Raw genomic sequence first — 19,476 nt, 5'->3', positions numbered from 1 at the left:
CGGCCCGGGCGGGGAACGTGCGGGTTGTGTATGAGTCAGGTACTGTGGGAGCGCTCCCATGTGTGATGTGTTGAAGGTTCGCGGCTCCTTGCGGGAGTGTCAAGGCGCCGGACGGCGGGATTTCCTGCCCGAGACCGTTATGAGATATTGCGCAGCGCCGGACTGCCACCGGACGGCGACCGGACGGGGCACAGTAAGGGGAGGTCGGACATGGTGACTCGTGGAATCCGGGGGCATGGGAGCCGGAGCGGCGGGCGGCCGACCCTTGAAGAAGTGGCGGCACGCGCCGGCGTCGGCCGGGGCACCGTCTCACGGGTGGTCAACGGTTCCCCGCGGGTCAGCGAGGAGACCCGCGCCGCCGTCGAGGCCGCCGTGGACGAGCTGGGGTACGTACCGAACCGCGCGGCCCGCGCCCTCGCCGCCAACCGCACGGACGCCATCGCGCTCGTCGTCCCCGAGGTCGAGTCCCGCTTCTTCGCCGAGCCGTACTTCTCCGACATCGTGCGCGGCGTCGGCGCCGCCCTCGACACCACCGAGATGCAGCTGCTGCTCACCATCGTCGGCAACGACCGCGAGCGAAGCCGCCTCGCCCGCTACCTCGCGGGCAACCGCGTGGACGGCGTCCTGCTCGTCTCCGTGCACGCCGGCGACCCGCTGCCCGAGCTGCTGGCCCAGCTGGGCATCCCGGTCGTCCTCAGCGGCCGCCGCTCCGAAAACGAGCCGCTCGCCTGGGTCGACGCGGACAACGTGGCAGGCGCGCGCAGCGCCGTCTCCCACCTCATAGCCCGGGGCCGGCGCACCATAGCCACCATCACGGGCCTGCTCGACGTGTACGGCGCGCAGTGCCGCCTCGACGGCTACCGGCAGGCACTGGCCGCGGCCGGCCTCGATGCCGACGAGGGGCTGGTGGCCCCCGCCGACTTCACGGAGGAGGGCGGCCGCCGTGCCATGACCGAACTGCTGGAGCGCCGCCCGCGGCTGGACGCGGTCTTCGTGGCCTCCGACGTGATGGCGGTGGGAGCCCGCCAGGTGCTGCGCGAGCGGGGCCGCACGGTCCCGGGCGACGTGGCACTGGTCGGCTTCGACGACTCGGCCATCGCCCACCGGATGGACCCGCCCCTGACCAGCGTCCACTGGCCCATCGAAGAGATGGGCCGGGAGATGACCCGGGTCCTGCTCGCCGAGATCGCGGACCGCCGCCCGGCGGCCACCCGTGGCGCCGAGGGCCGCCAGATCGTACTGCCGACGGAGCTGGTGCCCCGCGCTTCGTCCTGACGACCACCGGCTGTGTTCCCGCGGCGTTCCCAGGCCCGGGACGCGAAGAAGCCCCGACCTGTTCTCACAGGCCGGGGCTTCTTCGATCAGGGTGAGTGACGGGACTTGAACCAGATTTTTAACCCATCTGTGACCTGCGACGATGCTGCAAATGGGGCGAAAAAGTGTTCTTTCGGTGACGCTCGATGACGCTGAATGAGCCTCGGAGAGCCTCGGTTTGGCCATGGCCAAACGCCCCCAGCGATCTTCCCTGGTGTCTGGGCGGGGTGAGTGCAAAGCGCCTCATCCGCAGCTCGGTACACAACTACGCCCCCGACCAAATGAGTCGGGGGCGTAGCGACCACTCCGCCGCAGCCTGGGGGCAAGTGCGAGGGAGGGTCGGATGTGGAGCGGGGGGTCCCACGTCAGTACCCCGCTTTTCCATGGTCACACAATGTAGGTTTTGCCCTACAGATTTTCGATCTTGAAGCCGTGAGCGTGGATGGGTGCCGCGCTCTGCTCCTCCGCCCGACTGGGTACTTGTCCGCCGCCGGGCCATCGGGGATCAGATCCGCGCCTCCCGCCTCCGCGCAAACCTGACGCAGGAGGCCGTGGCCGAGCGGGCCGGGATGGACCGGGCGACGTACAACCGCATCGAGCAGGGCCACTCCGCCGCGCTGATCGACACCCTGATCCTCATCGCCGACGCGATCGGCGTCCCGCTCGCGGACCTCGTCAGGCAGTGAAGAGCCCTGGCCGGCCGCCTCGGGCGAAGCAGACGGCCGTGGCTGAGAGAGGGGTCAGGTGCTGGCGCGGACGATGAGGGTGCCGACCTTGCGTGGCCCTGGGGGTGCGGGCACTACGCGGGCCGTCGGCGAGGCGAAGCCGTGCTCCCGCAGGATGCCCACCCAGCGGTCGGGCTCGTAGTCCCAGCGCTTCACGACCAGCGGGTCCTCGTCCTCGGACCGGTTGATGTACGAAGCCTGGCAGCCGTAGCAGCCCTCGATTGCGGGGCGCTGCGAGAACGCGAGAACCCCGCCAGGCTTCAGCCGCTTCCGGATGACCGGTAGCAGTTGCTCAGGGTCGGTGAACCAGACCGCGCCGAACACCGAGTAGACGGCGTCGAAGTACTCGCCCGTCTCCTCAAGGAACCGGACCGCGTCCATGCGGTGCAGCACCAGGCCGGCATCCGCCCATCGCGCCTCGGCGGCCTTCATCTGGGCGAGGGATACATCGACGCCGACGGCGCGGGCCCCCAAGGTGGCGACGTGGGCAAGGTTGCCGCCCTTGCCGCAGCCGAGGTCCAGCACGCTGGCGCCGGGCGTGATGCCGAGGAGGTCCGCGCCGGGCCCGTGGTCGGCGTACTGGGTCCAGTTGAACCAGGTCGTCTGGCCGACGGCATTGGTGGGACGCCGTTCGGGCTTTTGCTTCGAGTAGGTGTCCCACGCGGCGGTGTTCGTCACGTGCTGCTCCGTTCGCAGGGCCAGCCGCCCGGCGGTGTGCCGGACGGCTGGCGGCTGGCTGACGCTACTACTTCTTGCCGCCGTTCGGGCTGTCGGTGCACCCAGCATGGCACTGGGAGCACTCGCCCATCTTGGCGGCTTCGGGCCACAGCTCGGTGTCGATTGAGAAACCCGCGCTCGTGATGGCGGCGAGGGTGCGCTCGCGTGCCGCCTTGTGTCCGCCGCTGATCTGGTTGCCGTCGTCGGTGGGGACGTGGTGGATGAAGCGCCCGGCGACCTGCTGGCAGAAGAGCGCGTAGTCGACGGTGTGGAGGATGAAGGTGTGCCAGCCGATGTCGACCAGCTTGCTCGGTGCCAGGTCGGCGCCGGGGTGCTGGCCGCTGGCGGCGAGGAATGCGGCGGCCTGGGCGACGATGCGGCGCGCGAGGGCACCGTCGACGTCCGGGTGGTCCTTGACGATGCGGGCGGTCAGCCGCTGCATCGTCTCGGCCGGGACCAGGTTGGCCGGGTCGGTGGTGCCCAGGGGACGGTCTAACGCGATGGTCATTGCTTCCTCCTGTGGACGGTGCCCCTTGGCGGGGCTGAGCCCGTTCGCGGTTGCGGACGGGAGTCAGTGGGGGTGTTGGCCGAGCGCAGGCGGTGCACTCGGTGGCAGGGCTTGGTGGCAGAAGCCTGCGCGCGGCCTGAGGGGTTCGGGCGCCACGTCCTCAGGGGTGATGGGCTCGCCGCGCCAGAGCAGGGTCACCCCGTCCTCTGCGCAGTAGGCGCCCGTCTCGTCCTCGACAGGGAACTCGTGGTCACCCTTGGGGCACTGCGTCATCGGCGTGCCTCGCGCTCTGCCTGCCGCAGCCGGTCGCCGGTCGGGCACCCGTCAAGGCAGGTCGGGCAGTCGGCGGTGTGGGCGAGCAGGGCCCGGTACTCGGTCTCTCCGGGCGGGCGGTTTCCGCGTTCGCGTTCCTCAGCCGCGTTCATGCGATGTCCCCTTGTCGAGTTCGGCCCATACGGTGGTGCGGTCCTCGGTCCGGTCGTGTCCGTACCGGTCGGCGCGGTCGAGCGCGGCGAGGACGGCGTGACGTTTTGCGGGGCCGAGGTTGTCGGGGAGGTCGGCCTCGATCCGTACGTGCTGCGGTGCGTCGTCGACGGTCGGCTCGGCGCCGGTAGCGGCAGTGAGCATTCCGACGAGTGCGGCGGTCCGAGTCGCGATCGTGGGCACAGCTCTCCCCTGGTGATCAGTCCGTCACTTTTCGTGAGGCTGAGTATTCAGCTTCGACCTGATGGGTTAGCTTTGTCAACGTCGACTGCACGACCTCGGAGCTGCGCATATGCCACGCGAAACGCCTTACCTCCAGGTGGCCGACGCCCTGCGCGCCCGTATCCAGGCAGGTGAATGGGCGGTTGGCGACAAGCTGCCCAGCCGCGCCCGCTTCGCCGCTGAGTACAACGTCGGCCAGTCAGTAGCCCAGCGCGCCATGGAGCGGCTCATCATTGAAGGGCTCCTCGAAGGCCGGGCCGGATCCGGCACCTACGTCCGCCGCCCGCGCGAACGCATGCGCATGGTCCGCTCCCGCCACCGCGAACGCCGCGGCGGCAGCCCCTTCCGCGCAGACATGCGCGAGCACGGACGCGCCGGCACATGGGAGTCCCGCAGTACGGCACGGACCCCGGCGCCCGACCACATCGCGGAGCGCCTCGCCATCGAACCCGGTGACCTCTGCGTGCACACCAGCTACGAGTTCCTCGCCGACGGCATGCCGGTCCAACTCTCCGAGTCATGGGAGCCGATGGCCATCACCGACGGCACCCCGATCGTGCTGCCCGAGATGGGCCCGCACGCCGGGGCCGGGGTCGTCGAGCGCATGCGGTCCATCGGCGTCATCATCGAGACCGCCGTCGAAGTGCCGCGCCCCGCCCGCGCGACACAGGAACAGGCGAACCTACTGGGCATCTCCGTCGGTGACCTGATCACCGAGATTGAGCGCACGTACTACGACCGCGACGGCCGCCCCGTAGAGACGGCAGACATCACCGTTGCGGACGTGCGGTGGGAGATTGCCTACGAGATCGGCATCGAGCAGCGCGACGACTGATCCCGGACGCATGAAAGCGCCCCCCCGCCCTCCCCGAAGGGAGAACAGGGGGCGTCGGTTCATGGGTACTGGCGGCGGTCGGCCGGCAGCCCCAGCAGACTCGGACTCTGCGCAGGCGGGTCGGGATCGTCCGGCGGCGGGGCCCCGTCGCGGCGGCAGACCCGCGCGTCGGGGTCATAGCTGGGGGTCCCGCGCGGGTCGATCTTTCCGGGCTGCCACTCGGAGTGGCCGATCACGCTGGTGTCGCCGTCCTTGCCCCAGCCGTGAGCGCGGACGATCGCGGCCGACGCGCGGCAGGGCGTTAGGCCAATGTTTGGCCCGACTTTCGGGCACGAAGAAGCCCCGGCCTGTTCTCACAGGCCGGGGCTTCTTCGATCAGGGTGAGTGACGGGACTTGAACCCGCGGCCACCTGGACCACAACCAGGTGCTCTACCAACTGAGCTACACCCACCGTGGCCGGTCGTTTCCGACCGGCTGAGAAAAAGTGTACAGGGTCCCAGAGGGTGCTCGCGCCCAGGTTTAACCGGGCCTCACCGGGTGCTGATTACGCGTGTTCCGCAGGCAGGACGTACTTCGCGGCGATTTTCTTCGCCGTTTCGGAGTCGGGGCCGGGCTGCGGCACGAAGACGGCCTCCCGGTAGTAGCGCAGCTCCGCGATGGAGTCGCGGATGTCGGCGAGCGCCCGGTGGTTGCCGTTCTTCTCCGGGCTGTTGAAGTACGCGCGCGGGAACCAGCGGCGGGCCAGCTCCTTGATCGACGAGACGTCCACGATCCGGTAGTGGAGGTAGGCCTCCAGCGTCGACATGTCACGCAGGAGGAAGCCGCGGTCGGTACCGACCGAGTTTCCGCACAGCGGGGCCCTGCCGGGCTCCTTCACGTGTTCGCGTACGTACGCCAGGACCTGCTCCTCGGCGTCGGCCAGCGTCGTTCCGCCCGCCAGCTCGTCGAGCAGGCCCGAGGCGGTGTGCATCTGCCGCACCACCTCGGGCATGGTCTCCAGGGCCGCGTCCGGCGGGCGAATCACGATGTCCACCCCTTCGCCGAGCACGTTGAGCTCCGAGTCGGTGACCAGTGCGGCCACCTCAATGAGTGCGTCGTCCGTCAGCGAGAGCCCGGTCATCTCGCAGTCGATCCACACCATGCGATCGTTCATGTGTCTCACCCTACGGGGCGTTCCCGCTGGCCGGGGAGCGTCGGGCGGCCGGGGGCGTACACATCGGAGCTGGGCTTGCCCGGCTCCTGGCCCGCCGGTGGGGTCGCGGACGTGGTCGCCGTGGGGCCCGCCGACGTACTCGCGGCCGCCGTACGCCTCGCCTGCTGCGGCACCGGACTGTCCGGGGCCTGGGCGGCCCCGGACAGCCCTGACGGGCCCGAGTGGATCTCGCTCTGCGGCCGCCGGGCCCGGTACGCGGCCCGGTAGGCGGCCGGGGACGAGCCCAGCTGGCGCCGGAAATGTCCGCGCAGCGCGACCGGCGAGCGGAAGCCGCAGCGGCCCGCGACCTCGTCGACCGAGTAGTCGGACGTCTCCAGCAGACGCTGCGCCTGGAGCACCCGCTGCGTGATCAGCCACTGCAGGGGAGCGCTCCCGGTGAGCGAACGAAAACGCCGGTCGAAGGTGCGGCGGCTCATATAGGCGCGCGCGGCCAGCGTCTCCACGTCGAACTGCTCGTGGAGATGCTCCAGCGCCCAGGCGACGACCTCGGCGAGCGGGTCGGCGCCGATCTCCTCCGGTAAAGACCTGTCGAGATAGCGCTCCTGCCCGCCGCTGCGGCGCGGCGGTACGACGAGCCTGCGGGCCAGCGCCCCGGCGGCCTCGGTGCCGTGGTCCGTACGCACGATGTGCAGGCACAGGTCGATTCCGGCCGCAGTGCCGGCCGACGTGAGGACGTCGCCGTCGTCGACGAAGAGCTCACGCGGATCGACGTGCACCGACGGGTAGCGCTTGGCCAGCGTCGGCGCGTACATCCAGTGTGTGGTGGCCGGGCGGCCGTCGAGCAGCCCCGCCGCCGCCAGCACGAAGGCGCCGGTGCACAGCCCGACGATGCGGGCGCCCTCCTCGTGGGCGCGGCGCAGGGCGTCGAGCGCTTCCGCCGGTGGCGGCGAGGTGATGGACCGCCACGCCGGTACGACGACGGTGCCCGCTCTGCTCATCGCCTCCAGGCCGTAGGGGGCGGTCAGTTCGAGCCCTCCCGTGGTGCGCAGCGGTCCGTCCTCGCCCGCGCACACCAGTAGCCGGTAGCGGGGCACTCCTGCGTCCTGCCGGTCAATGCCGAACACAGAGAGCGGGATGGAGCTCTCGAAGATGGGGCCACCACTGAAGAGCAGTACTGCGACGATCTCCCGGCGGCGGCGTCCGGAGAGCTTCCGTGCGGCCTCCGGTAGGGCAGTGGAGTCCTGGCTCATGACGCTAAGCCCCCCTTGGTGTTCGCGTCCTCTCGGTCCTGCACGTTTCCCCTCGGTCCTGCATGATTCCCCCGCCGTATATACCCATGATCGAATCTACTGCGTTCCGTGGTGCCGGCGTGACAACTTCGGCATTCGGCACTATGTCGACAAGGCCACTTGGCGCGAAGCATTCGATCACGAAGCGTTCCACTCAAGGGCCTCGCTGGGAAGTGCGCGTCCCGCTCATGGCCCGTCCCCGTAGGGTGCATTGGCCGGAGACGGTCCTTTCATGCCTGGTGGAACGGGGGTTGGGAGGCCATTCCGCCAAGGGGTGGGTCACAGCCAGAAGTTGGCTGAAAAGGTACGGGCTCGTGTGTGCGGGGCCGTCATTCCCCCGGCGCGCTTCCCTCCGGCATGGCGCCCGCCCCGGTGCGCCCCCGTGGTCTTCCTCCGTGCCCCGGTGTGTGCGGCTGCCGCCGCCTCGGCCGCCGCGCGCTCGGACCGGCGCAGCAGCACCCGGCAGACGGCGGTCACGGTGGCGAGCCCCAGCGCGGCCGCGGCGGCCCCGCCGAAGGACGTGCCGTACAGGACGAGCACCACGGGGACGAGGGCGCAGCTGAACGCGGCCCAGCGAACCACATCACCGACCGTGTCGGCCGGATGCGGCTGCCCGGCCGGCGGCACGGGCGCCCGGCGGCGGCCGCGCCCCGCCGGGACGCCGGCGGTGGGTGCCGGGCCGGGGCCGGGGGCTGGGTCGGGGGTGGTCGAAGGGCCGGTCACGGCGCGCTCCCTCGGTACGCGGGTGGGCGCGTGGCTAACGGGCGGCGGGGCCGTGGGGTCACTCGGTGACCGCCTGCCGAGACGCCTGTAAGGGGCAACCGGCATTGCCTTACGGGCCCGGCTCGTGCATGCTCCCTGCAACGCCGTGTGAGGGACGGCGGGCTCTGGGCAGCAGAGGAGTGTCGCCGTACCCTTGGGGGTATGGGGTTGGGAAGATGATTCCCGGACACGGCTCCACCGCCCTTTGCCGCTCCTTCCCTCAATAAAAGCGACCCCTCCCAAGAGGACCTCTTCGCCGAGACACCCATGGCCGGTCACGAATCCCCCGAACCCGCGGACCGCAAGCAGGTCGTCGATCCTCTGGACGACCTCCGGGCGGTGGAACAAACACGCCACTCGTGCGATCCCGCCTTCCAGCACGGCGTCGTCGTCGGCTTCGACGGCTCGACCTCCAGTGAGCGGGCGCTTTCCTATGCCATCGGCATGGCGGTGCGGTCGGGCTCCGGCCTGATCATCGTCCATGTCGCCAACCGGCTGCCGACCACGGTCTGGGCGGGCTGCGAGCCCCCGGTCTTCGTGGACGTACCGGATCACCGCACCGAGGTGCTCGGCCTCGAGCTGGCCTGCGCGGACTATCTCGCCGAAGTGCCGTGGATCCTCGTCGAGCGCGGCGGCGACATCTGCCACGAGCTGGAGGAGGTCGGCCAGGAGTACTCGGCCGACGCCATCGTGGTCGGGTCGACACACGGGATCGTCGGGCGGATCTTCGGCTCGGTGGCGGGCCGGCTGGCGCGGCGCGCGCAGCGGCCGGTCATCGTGATCCCGTAACGCGACGCGGCACGTACGGGATCACGACGACCCTGCTTCCGGCTGCTACTCGACCGTCACGGACTTGGCGAGGTTACGCGGCTTGTCGATGTCGCGACCCATGGCCAAAGCCGTGTGGTATGCGAGGAGTTGCAGCGGAATGCCCATGAGAATGGGGTCCAGCTCCGTCTCGTTCTTCGGCACCACAATGGTGTGGTCGGCCTTTTCCTGCTCGCGGTGCGCGACCGCCAGGATCCGGCCGCTGCGCGCCTTGATCTCCTCCAGCGCCGCGCGGTTCTTCTCCAGCAGCTCGTCGTCGGGCACGATCGCGACCGTCGGCAGCGCGGGCTCGATCAGGGCGAGTGGGCCGTGCTTGAGCTCGGAGGCGGGGTACGCCTCGGCGTGGATGTAGGAGATCTCCTTCAGCTTGAGGGAGGCCTCCAGCGCCACCGGGTAGCCGCGCACGCGTCCGATGAACATCATCGACTGGGCGCCGGCGTACTGCTCGGCGATCTTCTTGATCTCGTCCTCGGTCTCCAGGATCGCGGCGATCTGGGCGGGCAGCTTGCGCAGGCCCGCGATCAGGCGCTTGCCGTCCGAGACGGACAGGTCGCGGATGCGGCCCAGGTGCAGGGCGAGCAGCGCGAAGGCGACCACCGTGTTGGTGAAGCACTTGGTGGAGACGACGCAGACCTCGGGGCCGGCGTGCACGTACATGCCGCCGTCGGCCTCGCGGGCGATCGCCGAGCCGACGACGTTGACCACGCCGAGGACGCGGGCGCCCTTGCGCTTGAGCTCCTGCACGGCCGCGAGGACGTCGTACGTCTCACCGGACTGGGAGACGGCGACGTAGAGGGTGTCGGGGTCCACCACCGGGTTGCGGTAGCGGAACTCGGACGCGGGCTCGGCGTCGGCGGGGATGCGGGCGAGCTCCTCGATGAGCTGCGCGCCGATCATGCCCGCGTGATACGACGTACCGCAGCCGAGGATCTTGACGCGGCGGATGCCGCGCGCCTCGCGGGCGTCGAGGTTCAGGCCGCCCAGGTGCACGGTGGAGAAGCGGTCGTCGATGCGGCCGCGCAGCACGCGGTCCACGGCGTCGGCCTGCTCGGAGATCTCCTTGTGCATGTACGTGTCGTGGCCGCCCATGTCGTACGACTCGGCCTCCCACTCCACGGTGGTCGGCGTGGCCGTCGTACGGGAGCCCTCGGTGGTGTACGTACGGAAGTCGTCGGCCTTGAGGGTGGCCATCTCGCCGTCTTCGAGGGTGACGATCTGGCGGGTGTGCGAGACGAGCGCGGCGATGTCGGAGGCGACGAACATCTCCTTCTCGCCGATGCCGAGCACGACCGGCGAGCCGTTGCGGGCGACGACGATGCGGTCCGAGAAGTCGGCGTGCATGACGGCGACGCCGTACGTGCCCTCCACGTGGCGCAGCGCCTCGCGGACCTTCTCCTCCAGCGTCACGGCCTGCGAGCGCGCGACGAGGTGGACCAGGACCTCGGTGTCGGTCTCGGACAGGAACTCGATGCCGTCGGCGACCAGCTTGGCGCGCAGCTCGGTGGCGTTGTCGATGATGCCGTTGTGTACGACGGCGACCTTGCCCTCGGAGTCGAGGTGCGGGTGGGCGTTCTCGTCGCTCGGGGCGCCGTGGGTGGCCCAGCGGGTGTGCGCGATGCCGGTGGTGCCGGCGAAGCGCTTGGGGACCTTGGCCTCCAGGTCGCGGACGCGGCCCTTCGCCTTGACCATCTTCAGGCCGCTGGCCTTCGGGCTCGTGATCACGATGCCCGCCGAGTCGTAGCCGCGGTACTCCAGGCGCTGGAGGCCTTCGAGCAGCAGCGGGGCGACGTCGCGCTTGCCGATATAACCGACGATTCCGCACATAAAGTGTGTATCCCTCGAGTCGTTGAGTAGGTGCTCAGCCGTAGACGATGCGGCGCAGCTGCCGGAGCGACAGCTCGGGCGGCGCCACGGCGCGGTGCGGCATCTCGGCCGCGATCCGCTCGAAGATCTCCGCGTTCACCAGGCCGCCGGACTGCAGCTCACGATGCCGGCGGCGCACGAAGTCCTCGGCCGTCTCGTCGAAGTACGCCAGTACGTCGAGCACCACCCGGGCGGCCTCACCGCGCGGGAGCGCGGTGCTGCGGACCAGGTGGTCGATGAGGTCGTCGTAGGGGGACGACGGGCGGCGTTCGAGCACCCGTAGATACTGCGGGGGATCCGGGGCTTACGCAAGAAATCTGCCCGCAATCGGGCAGGATTTCCGTCACACAGCGAAAAGGGCAGGTCACGGCCGTGTGCCGACTGTGAACGTCCCTGCGGCGACACAGGGTGGATAAGTGGTCTACACCCTTGACCCTGAAGTGGGGCGCGCGATACCCATGGTGACCGTTCGCCTGCACCACGCCACTGTCGCGAAGCCCCGCTGAAGGGACCGCCCGTGAGTCAACGCAGAAGGATTCCACGCCTGTTCGCCCCGCTGCTCCTGGTTGCCGCCGCCGGCGCGACGAGTGTCGCGGCCACCCCGGCGGCCGCCGAGCCGGCCGAGCGGGCAAGACCGTTGAGCCAAGTGATTCCGGCGCCCGCCTCCGTCTCCGAGGGCGGGCCTTCTTATGCCCTCACGGACCGCACGCGCATCCGGGTGGACGACGACTCGCGGGAGGCACGGCGGATCGGCTCGTACCTCGCGGACATACTGCGTCCGTCCACCGGATTCGAACTGCCCGTCACCGAGCGGGACGCCAAGGACGGCATCCGGCTGCGGCTCGGGTCGAAGGACGCCTCGCTCGGCGACGAGGGCTACCGGCTGGAGTCCGGCCGCCACGGCGTGACCATCACCGCCCGCAGGCCCGCGGGGCTCTTCCACGGCGTGCAGACGCTCCGCCAGTTGCTGCCCGCCTCGGTGGAGAAGGACACCCGGCAGCGGGGGCACTGGACGGTCGCGGGCGGCACGATCGAGGACGCGCCGCGCTACGGCTACCGGGGCGCGATGCTCGACGTGTCGCGGCACTTCTTCAGCGTCGACAAGGTCAAGACGTACATCGACCAGATGGCGCTCTACAAGGTGAACAAGCTCCACCTGCACCTCTCCGACGACCAGGGCTGGCGCATCGCCCTCGACTCCTGGCCGCGGCTGGCGACGTACGGCGGCTCGACACAGGTCGGCGGCGGCCCCGGCGGCTACTACACGAAGGCCGACTACCGGGAGATCCTGCGGTACGCCGCCTCCCGCCACCTGGAGGTCGTCCCCGAGATCGACCTGCCCGGCCACACCAACGCGGCCCTCGCCTCGTACGCCGAACTGAACTGCGACGGCGTCGCACCGCCCCTCTACACGGGCACGGACGTCGGCTTCAGCTCGCTCTGCGCGGCGAAGGCCATCACGTACGAGTTCGTGGACGACGTGGTGCGGGAGATCGCGGCGATGACGCCCGGCAAGTACATCCACATCGGCGGCGACGAGGCGCACTCGACACCGCACAAGGACTACGTCGCCTTCATGGACAAGGCGCAGGCCGTCGTCGGCAAGTACGGCAAGACGGTGATGGGCTGGCACCAGCTGACGGGCGGCAATCCGGTCAAGGGCGCCGTCGCCCAGTACTGGGGGCTCGACAAGACCTCCGACACGGAGAAGGCACAGGTCGTCGACGCGGCGAGGAAAGGGACGAAGCTGGTGCTGTCACCGGCCGACCGGGCGTACCTCGACATGAAGTACCACAAGAGCACCCCGCTGGGGCTCGCCTGGGCGGGCTATGTCGAGGTGGAGCGCTCGTACGACTGGAACCCGGGGACGTACCTGCAGGGCGCGCCGGCCGAGTCCGTGCTGGGCGTCGAGGCGCCGCTGTGGTCGGAGACGCTGTGGACCAGTGACCAGGTCGAGTTCATGGCGTTCCCGAGGCTGCCGGGCATCGCCGAGCTCGGCTGGTCACCCGCGGCCACGCACGACTGGGACACGTACAAGGTGCGACTGGCGGCGCAGGGACCGCGGATGTCGGCGCTCGGGATCGACTACTACCGCTCGGCGCAGGTGCCCTGGCCGGCGGAGTAACGGGTCGTCGGATGGTGCGGCGGGCGTCCGTGAGGGCCTTGGACACGGGCGCCCGCCCGTCCATCCGTCCCGGTCAGGCGGGTGCGTACCGCGCGATCGGGTTGGTGAGGGTGCCGACGAGCTGGAGGGCGCCCGCCGGGTCCTGAAGGTCGACCATCTGCTTGTTGTCGCGCAGCTGGAGCCGGTTCAGGCAGGACAGCGCGAACTCCGGTGCGAACATGTCGTACTGCTTGAACTTGTCCGCGAGGTGCGGGTGGGCCTCCTGGTAGTCGGCCACGCACTGGGCGACCGTCCGCCAGAACGTGTCCTCGTCGAGGACGCCGTCGGTGGCGAGCGTGGCGCCGAGGAAGCGGAAGAAGCAGTCGAAGACGTCGGTGAAGAGCGACAGCAGCTTCATGTTCTCCGGGACCTCGGCGCGCACCCGCTCTACGGCGGGCGGCAGCACCGCGTCCGGGTCCATCACGCAGATCTCCTCCGCGATGTCCTTGAAGATCGCGCGGGTGACGACGCCGTCCTCGACGGCGAGGATGACGTTCTCGCCGTGCGGCATGAACACCAGGTCGTACGCGTAGAAGCTGTGCAGCAGCGGCGTGAGGTACGCGCGGAGGTAGCGGCGCGTCCAGTCCGCGGGATCGAGTCCGGACTCGGCGATCAGGGCGCCCGCGAAGGACGCGCCGTCGTGGTCGGTGTGCAGCAGCGACGCCATGGTGGCCAGGCGCTCGCCCGGCGCGAGCGAAGGGGCGGGGCTCTCGCGCCAGAGCGCGGCGAGCATTTTGAGGTACGGGGAGCCCTTGGCGGTGGCGGCCTCGTACTGGCGGTGGTGGTAGCCGATGGCCGCGCGCTCACGGATGATCGTCAGGCCGGTCGCCCGGAAGGTGTCGTCGCTCGCGATCAGACCGGCCAGCCAGTCGTTGATGGCGGGCGTGGCCTCCATGTAGGCGGCGGAAAGCCCGCGCATAAAGCCCATGTTGATGACGGACAGGGCCGTTTTGACGTAGTGCTTGGCCGGGTCACTGGTGTTGAAGAAGGTACGGATCGACTGCTGGGCGAGGTACGTGTCGTCGCCCGCGCCGAGGCAGACCAGGCGCTGCTGGGCGACCTCGGCGGCGAAGGTGACGGACAGTTTGTTCCACCACTGCCACGGGTGGACCGGGATGAGGTAGTAGTCGGCCAGGTCCAGGCCGAGGCCGGTCAGCGTCGCCGCGAACCGGTCGACGGTGGCGTCGCCCAGTTCCTCCCGTACAAAGCTCTCGTAGTCGAGTCCCGCGCCCGCGGTGAAGGTGGCGTGGTCGCGGCGGGCGGCCAGCCAGATCAGCTGGACGGGGGCGGCGGCCTCGGGGGCGTACGCGCGGTACTCGTGGATGCCGAAGCCGAGCCGGCCGTTGTTGGCGACGAAGCAGGGGTGGCCCTCGGTCATGCCGGTCTCGACGGCCTGGAAGTCGGCGCGGGCGAGGGCGGCGGCGGTGACGGGCGTCTTGGTGAGTTTGTACGCCGTACCGGAGAGGGTGGAGCTGATCTCCTCCAGGTAGACGGGGAGGATCTCCGGGCTCAGGCCCAGCGCCTCGCGCAGCTCGATGAAGAACTCAAGGGCGTCGAGCGGGATCTCGGCGCCGTCGCGGTGGCGGGTGATGGACTCGGCGGAGACCTGCCAGTGGTCGAGCGCGTGGCGGCGGGCGGCGAAACGGTACTCGGTCGCGCCGTCGTCGGAGCGGATCGCGTACCTGTCGTTGCCGAGCGGCTCGGGGTTCAGCAGGCGCTCGTGGGAGAACTCGGCGAGGGCCTTGCGGACGAGCAGCCGGCTCGCGTGGGCCCACCGCTCGGGAGCGAGGTGGGCGACGGCGGCGGCGGGCGTCACGGCGGGGGTGGCGGCGGTGGTGGTGGTCACAGGGTGGCTCCGGCGGTGCGTGTGGCTTCCTCGAACTGCTCCCGCGTGCAGAAGCTCAGGTAGGCATCCTTCTCCGGCTTGGCGATCTTCTGCGTTATCTCGAAGCCGACGGCCTCGTTGAGGCGGTGCACCGCGGTGTTGCGTACGTCGGGCTCGACGACGACGCGGCGGGTGGCCGGGTCGGCGAACAGCGTCTCCATCACCGCGGTGATCACGGCGCGGGTGAAGCCGTGGACGGGCGTGTCGGTCGGCGCGACCAGGAAGTGCATGCCGACGTCGCCGGGCCGGGCGTCGTACAGGCCGACCAGCTCGACGTGGGCCGGGTCGTACCGCTCCATGAGGAAGGCAGGCCTGCCCTCGTACTCACCGATGAAGGCGTCGTGGTGCTCGGCGGCCGTGATCGCCATGTACTCGCGCTCCACGTCCGGCAGCGACGCGTCCTGCATCATCCAGTAGGCCGCCTTGGGGTGGGTGACCCAGCTGTGCAGCAGCTCGGCGTCCGCGAAGGGATCAAGGGGACGGACGGTGAACGGGGTGGTGCTCATCAATTTGGTCCTTGTGTGGATACCCGCGTCTTCAGGCGGGGGAGGAAACGCAACCGCGCTTCGGCCGTGAGGAGCGCTGACGCGCTGGGTTCGAATGCCTTTGTCGAACAAGGCAGTTGAGGCTTACAGGGTGGCCCGGTACCTTGTGAAGGGTGAAGGCCGAGCCGGTGAAGCGGGCATTTAAGTTCCGCTTCTACCCCACCGACGTGCAGGCAGCGGAGCTGCTCCGCACGTTCGGCTGTGTGCGCAAGGTCTACAACCTGGCTCTCCAGGCCCGCACGGAGGCCTGGTACCAGCGCCAGGAGCGGGTGAACTACAACGCCACCTCGGCGCTGCTTACCGCGTGGAAGAAGACCGACGAGCTGGGCTTCTTGGCGGAGGTGTCTTCGGTGCCGCTTCAGCAGACCCTGCGGCACTTGCAAGCGGGCTTCTCGCACTTCTTCGAAGGGCGGGCAAAGTACCCCAAGTTCAAGTCGCGCAAGAAGTCGAAGGCGGCTGCGGAGTACACCCGCTCGGCTTTCCGCTACCGCGACGGTCACCTGACACTGGCCAAGATGACGGCTCCGCTGGATGTCGTCTTCTCCAGGCCGCTGCCCGAGGGCGTGCAGCCGACCACGGTGACCGTCTCCCGCGACAGTGCGGGGCGGTGGTTTGTGTCCCTGCTGTGCGAGGACGCCAGTGTGGCAGCTCTGCCGCCGGTGGCGGACGTGATCGGTGTCGATGCGGGGGTCACCGCCCTGGTGACCCTCTCCACGGGGGAGAAGGTTACCAACCCGCGTCATGAGCGCACCGACCGCGCTCGCCTGGCCAAGGCGCAGCGGCAGCTGGGGAAGAAGGAGAAGGGCTCGAAGAACCGGGACAAGGCCCGTGCCAAGGTGGCGCGGGTGCATGCCCGCATCACCGACCGGCGCAGGGACTTCCTGCACCAACTGACCACTCGGCTCGTTCGTGACAACCAAACGATCGTGATCGAGGATCTCAATGTGGCCGGCCTGCTCAAGAACCACACCTTGGCCCGGGCGATCTCGGACGCGGCCTGGACCGAGCTGCGCTCCCTGCTGGAATACAAGTGCCAGTGGTACGGACGCACCCTGGTGGTCGTGGACCGGTGGTTTCCCTCGTCCAAGACCTGCTCGGCCTGCGGGCACGTCAAGGCGAGCATGCCACTTGGCAAGCGGGTCTTTCACTGCGAGCGATGTCCGCTGGTCCTGGACCGGGACATCAACGCAGCGCGCAACATTCTGGCCGCCGGACTGGCGGTGACAGTCTGTGGAGATGGTGTAAGACCTCAACGGAGCACTCCTGCGAGGCAGTCGTCGGCGAAGCAGAAAACCCAACCCGCGAGGGCTGGACTCTCCTCCCTTCAGGGAGGAGAGGAGGTCAAATCGCGAACTCCTGGAAAGCGATGGCCTTCTCGACCGGGTAGTACTCGCGACCCAGCAGCTCACCGATGATGTAGGCGTTGCGGTAGGCGCTCATGCCCAGGTCGGGCGAGGTGATGCTGTGGGTGTGGACGGCGGCGTTCTGGAGGAAGATGCCGCGTCCCGTCGTGTCGATGCTGTAGTTGCGGGCGACGTCGTAGCGGCCCTGGCCGTCCCAGCGGATCCGGTCCCGCACGCCCTCCAGGAACGCGGGCGGGCGGTAGCGGTAGCCCGTGGCGAGGACCAGGCCCTCGGTTCCCAGCTCGAAGTCCTTGCCCTGCTCCTCCTGGCGGAGCCCGAGGGTGTACGTCGCGCTCTCGGCGTCGTAGGCCGCGGTGTTGAGGGAGGAGTTGGTGAGGAGGCGGGTGGGGACCGGGCCCTTGAGGCTCTTCTGGTAGAGCAGGTCGAAGATCGCGTCGATCAGCTCGGAGTCGATGCCCTTGAAGAGGTTCTTCTGCTGGGACTCCAGGCGGTAGCGGGTCGCCTCGGGGAGCGCGTGGAAGTAGTCGACGTACTCCGGGGAGGTCATCTCCAGCGTGAGCTTGGTGTACTCCAGCGGGAAGAAGCGCGGGGAGCGGGTGACCCAGTTGAGCCGGTAGCCGTGTACGTCGATTTCCGAGAGCAGGTCGTAGTAGATCTCCGCCGCGCTCTGGCCGCTGCCGACCAGGGTGATGGACTTCTTGGCCTGGAGCGCCTCTTTGCCGCTCACGTAACGCGAGTTGTGGATGAAGTCCCCGCCGAGGCCCTGGCAGGCGTCGGGGATGTACGGCGGGGTGCCGGTGCCGAGCACCACGTGGCGGGCGCGGTAGGTCGTGTCCTGGGTGCGGACGACGTACACCTCGGCCTCGGCGTCGTACTCGACGGAGGCGACCGTCTGGTTGAAGCGGATGGTGCGGAGCTTGGCGGCGGCCCAGCGGCAGTAGTCGTTGTACTCGGTCCGCAGCGGATAGAAGTTCTCGCGGATGTAGAAGGAGTACAGCCGGCCGGATTCCTTCAGGTAGTTCAGGAAGGAGTACGGCGAGGTGGGATCGGCCATCGTGACCAGGTCGGACATGAACGGCGTCTGGAGGTGGGCGCCTTCCAGGAACATCCCGGCGTGCCACTCGAAGTTCGGCTTCGTTTCGAGGAAGAGACCGTCGAGCTCGTCGATCGGCTCGGTCAGGCAGGCGAGGCCGAGGTTGAACGGACCGAGTCCGATTCCGATGAAGTCAAGAGGCGCGAGGGGCTCAAGAGGCGTGGACAAGGGACTCTCCCAGGTACTGCTCGGCGTGGCCGGCGATGAGGTCGAGTACGGCCGCGATGTCGGTCAGCGTCGTCTCGGGGTTGAGAAGGGTGAACTTCAGGTAGTGCTTGCCGCCGACCTTCGTCCCGGCCACGACGGCGTCGCCGGAGGCGAACAGCGCCTTGCGGGCGTACAGGTTGGCGCGGTCGATCACGGCGGGGCTGGTGACGTCCGCCGGGATGTAGCGGAAGACGAGGGTCGAGAGCGAGGGCCGGACGACGACGTCGTAGCGCGGGTCGCCGGCGAGCAGCTGCCAGCCGTCGCCGGCCAGGTCGCACACCTCGTCGAAGAGCTCTCCAACGCCGTCGGCGCCCATGGTGCGCAGGGTCATCCACAGCTTGAGGGCGTCGAAGCGGCGGGTGGTCTGGAGGGATTTGTCGACCTGGTTGGGGATGCGCTCCTCGGCCATCCGGCGCGGGTTCAGGTAGTCGGCGTGGTACGTCGCGTGGCGCAGGGTGGCGCCGTCACGGACCAGCAGCGCGCTGGAGCTCACCGGCTGGAAGAACGACTTGTGGTAGTCCACGGTGACCGAGTCGGCGCGCTCGATGCCGTCCAGGAGGTGGCGGCGGGTGCGGGAGGCCAGCAGGCCGCATCCGTACGCGGCGTCGACGTGCATCCAGGTGCCGTACAGCTGGCACAGCTCGGCTATCTCCGGAAGCGGGTCGATGGAGCCGAAGTCGGTGGTACCGGCTGTGGCGACGACGGCCATCGGGACCAGGCCCTCGCTCGTGCAGCGGGCCAGCTCGCGGGCGAGGGCCACGGTCTGCATGCGCTTGTCGTTGTCGCAGGGGATCGCGATGACGGCGTCGGGGGAGAGGCCGAGGAGTTTCGCGGACTTCTGGACGCTGAAGTGGCCGCATTCGGAGGCGAAGATGCGCAGCTTGGCGGAGTCGGTCGCCTTGGCTTCCTCGCGGGCGAGGAGGAGGGCCTGGAGGTTGGACTGGGAGCCGCCGCTGGTGAAGACGCCGTCGGCGTTCGTGTCGGCGTTCGTTTCGAGGTGCGTGCCGGCGCTCGCGCCGAAGCCGATGCGGCTCGCCGTCCAGTCGATGAGGCGGCGCTCGATGAGGGTGGCGCCCGCGCTCTGGTCCCAGGTGTCGAGGGAGGAGTTGACGGCGGAGAGCACGGCCTCGGCGGCGACGGCGGGGATCACGACCGGGCAGTTGAGGTGCGCGAGGTAGCGCGGGTGGTGGAAGTAGACGGCGTCGCGGAGATAGACGGATTCGAGCTCGTCGAGGGCGGCGGTGGTGTCACCGAGCGGCCGGTCGAGGTCTATCGCGTCGAAGGCGGGGGCGAGCTGTTCCGGCGTGATGCCGGTGAACGGCCGGTCGGTCGCGGCGAGTTTGTCCGCCACCCGCTCGACCGCTGCGGTGGCGGTCCGGCGATACCGCTCGGCGGTCGTGTCATTGAGCAGGTGTGAGCGCATGAACTGTCCTCCCGGGTACGGGAATTCAACGTGCCCTCAGGACAGGAAAGGGGGGCGAGGGCGCGATGTGTAAGTAAGGTTAGCCTAACCTAACT

At 69.3% G+C, this 19,476-nt stretch carries 19 protein-coding genes and 1 tRNA gene; 6 read left to right on the top strand and 14 right to left on the bottom strand.

Annotated features, from left to right (window positions below; genetic code table 11):
• The first annotated feature begins 210 nt into the window (after positions 1-210).
• Both J7E91_RS00170 and J7E91_RS00165 read left to right on the top strand, forming a co-directional pair.
• Positions 211-1,275, top strand: coding sequence for a LacI family DNA-binding transcriptional regulator (locus J7E91_RS00170; protein ID WP_214897993.1), 1,065 nt, complete (start codon positions 211-213; stop codon positions 1,273-1,275).
• Positions 1,276-1,760: 485 nt separating this feature from the next.
• Positions 1,761-2,000: a helix-turn-helix domain-containing protein gene (locus J7E91_RS00165; RefSeq protein ID WP_214897986.1), complete on the top strand. Its 240-nt coding sequence runs from the start codon at positions 1,761-1,763 to the stop codon at positions 1,998-2,000.
• Between the two features lie 54 nt (positions 2,001-2,054).
• Here the strand turns inward: J7E91_RS00165 and J7E91_RS00160 are convergent, their stop codons facing one another.
• From J7E91_RS00160 to J7E91_RS35590, 4 genes are all read right to left on the bottom strand, one after another.
• A complete protein-coding gene (locus J7E91_RS00160; RefSeq protein WP_308375881.1) occupies positions 2,055-2,717 on the bottom strand; it encodes a class I SAM-dependent methyltransferase in 663 nt (220 codons plus the stop codon).
• Between the two features lie 67 nt (positions 2,718-2,784).
• Positions 2,785-3,264: a hypothetical protein gene (locus J7E91_RS00155; protein ID WP_214897983.1), complete on the bottom strand. Its 480-nt coding sequence runs from the start codon at positions 3,262-3,264 to the stop codon at positions 2,785-2,787.
• A 269-nt stretch (positions 3,265-3,533) separates the two neighbouring features.
• Positions 3,534-3,689, bottom strand: coding sequence for a hypothetical protein (locus J7E91_RS35595; RefSeq protein ID WP_251014966.1), 156 nt, complete (start codon positions 3,687-3,689; stop codon positions 3,534-3,536).
• Positions 3,676-3,930, bottom strand: coding sequence for a hypothetical protein (locus J7E91_RS35590; protein WP_251014965.1), 255 nt, complete (start codon positions 3,928-3,930; stop codon positions 3,676-3,678). The genes J7E91_RS35595 and J7E91_RS35590 overlap by 14 nt, the downstream gene beginning before the upstream one ends.
• Positions 3,931-4,039: 109 nt before the next feature.
• Here J7E91_RS35590 and J7E91_RS00145 point away from each other — a divergent pair, with 109 nt between their 5' ends.
• Positions 4,040-4,804: a GntR family transcriptional regulator gene (locus tag J7E91_RS00145; RefSeq protein ID WP_214897981.1), complete on the top strand. Its 765-nt coding sequence runs from the start codon at positions 4,040-4,042 to the stop codon at positions 4,802-4,804.
• A gap of 379 nt (positions 4,805-5,183) precedes the next feature.
• On the opposite strand, the gene J7E91_RS00140 is transcribed toward J7E91_RS00145, so the two are convergent.
• The 4 genes from J7E91_RS00140 to J7E91_RS35580 form a co-directional block, all read right to left on the bottom strand.
• Positions 5,184-5,256: transfer RNA gene (locus tag J7E91_RS00140), tRNA-His, on the bottom strand.
• Positions 5,257-5,349: 93 nt separating this feature from the next.
• Positions 5,350-5,958 (bottom strand): oligoribonuclease, encoded by a 609-nt coding sequence (gene orn / locus J7E91_RS00135; RefSeq protein ID WP_214897979.1) that lies wholly within the window; start codon positions 5,956-5,958, stop codon positions 5,350-5,352.
• A gap of 5 nt (positions 5,959-5,963) precedes the next feature.
• Positions 5,964-7,208: a helix-turn-helix domain-containing protein gene (locus J7E91_RS00130; RefSeq protein ID WP_214897977.1), complete on the bottom strand. Its 1,245-nt coding sequence runs from the start codon at positions 7,206-7,208 to the stop codon at positions 5,964-5,966.
• A 318-nt stretch (positions 7,209-7,526) separates the two neighbouring features.
• Complete coding sequence (locus J7E91_RS35580) at positions 7,527-7,970, bottom strand: hypothetical protein (protein ID WP_374224588.1); 444 nt, start codon at positions 7,968-7,970, stop codon at positions 7,527-7,529.
• A 306-nt stretch (positions 7,971-8,276) separates the two neighbouring features.
• On the opposite strand from J7E91_RS35580, the gene J7E91_RS00120 reads away from it, so the two are divergent.
• Positions 8,277-8,798 (top strand): universal stress protein, encoded by a 522-nt coding sequence (locus tag J7E91_RS00120; protein ID WP_214897975.1) that lies wholly within the window; start codon positions 8,277-8,279, stop codon positions 8,796-8,798.
• A gap of 45 nt (positions 8,799-8,843) precedes the next feature.
• Here the strand turns inward: J7E91_RS00120 and glmS are convergent, their stop codons facing one another.
• Positions 8,844-10,661 carry a glutamine--fructose-6-phosphate transaminase (isomerizing) gene (glmS, locus tag J7E91_RS00115; protein ID WP_214897973.1) on the bottom strand — a complete coding sequence of 606 codons (1,818 nt, stop codon included), beginning with the start codon at positions 10,659-10,661 and terminating at the stop codon, positions 8,844-8,846.
• A 34-nt stretch (positions 10,662-10,695) separates the two neighbouring features.
• Positions 10,696-10,977, bottom strand: a complete 282-nt coding sequence (locus tag J7E91_RS00110) for a hypothetical protein (RefSeq protein WP_028811565.1) — start codon at positions 10,975-10,977, stop codon at positions 10,696-10,698.
• A 240-nt stretch (positions 10,978-11,217) separates the two neighbouring features.
• Between J7E91_RS00110 and J7E91_RS00105 the strand changes: the two genes are divergently transcribed.
• Complete coding sequence (locus J7E91_RS00105; protein WP_214897971.1) at positions 11,218-12,825, top strand: beta-N-acetylhexosaminidase; 1,608 nt, start codon at positions 11,218-11,220, stop codon at positions 12,823-12,825.
• A gap of 73 nt (positions 12,826-12,898) precedes the next feature.
• Here J7E91_RS00105 and J7E91_RS00100 read toward each other — a convergent pair whose 3' ends face one another.
• Together J7E91_RS00100 and J7E91_RS00095 are read right to left on the bottom strand one after the other, a co-directional pair.
• Positions 12,899-14,710, bottom strand: coding sequence for an IucA/IucC family siderophore biosynthesis protein (locus J7E91_RS00100; protein ID WP_308375880.1), 1,812 nt, complete (start codon positions 14,708-14,710; stop codon positions 12,899-12,901).
• Positions 14,707-15,255 (bottom strand): GNAT family N-acetyltransferase, encoded by a 549-nt coding sequence (locus tag J7E91_RS00095; RefSeq protein ID WP_214897969.1) that lies wholly within the window; start codon positions 15,253-15,255, stop codon positions 14,707-14,709. The genes J7E91_RS00100 and J7E91_RS00095 overlap by 4 nt, the downstream gene beginning before the upstream one ends.
• Before the next feature lie 152 nt (positions 15,256-15,407).
• On the opposite strand from J7E91_RS00095, the gene J7E91_RS00090 reads away from it, so the two are divergent.
• Positions 15,408-16,709 (top strand): RNA-guided endonuclease TnpB family protein, encoded by a 1,302-nt coding sequence (locus J7E91_RS00090; protein ID WP_308375879.1) that lies wholly within the window; start codon positions 15,408-15,410, stop codon positions 16,707-16,709.
• Here J7E91_RS00090 and J7E91_RS00085 read toward each other — a convergent pair.
• A complete protein-coding gene (locus J7E91_RS00085) occupies positions 16,636-17,919 on the bottom strand; it encodes a lysine N(6)-hydroxylase/L-ornithine N(5)-oxygenase family protein (protein WP_214897967.1) in 1,284 nt (427 codons plus the stop codon). The two genes, J7E91_RS00090 and J7E91_RS00085, sit on opposite strands and share 74 nt — an antisense overlap.
• Positions 17,903-19,381, bottom strand: a complete 1,479-nt coding sequence (locus J7E91_RS00080) for an aspartate aminotransferase family protein (RefSeq protein WP_214897965.1) — start codon at positions 19,379-19,381, stop codon at positions 17,903-17,905. Before J7E91_RS00080 ends, J7E91_RS00085 begins: the two co-directional genes overlap by 17 nt.
• Positions 19,382-19,476 lie beyond the last annotated feature (95 nt).

This window comes from Streptomyces sp. ISL-99 (assembly GCF_018614005.1).
Classification (GTDB): Bacteria; Actinomycetota; Actinomycetes; order Streptomycetales; family Streptomycetaceae; genus Streptomyces; species Streptomyces flavidovirens.
This window is presented reverse-complemented; position numbering and strand designations above follow the sequence as displayed.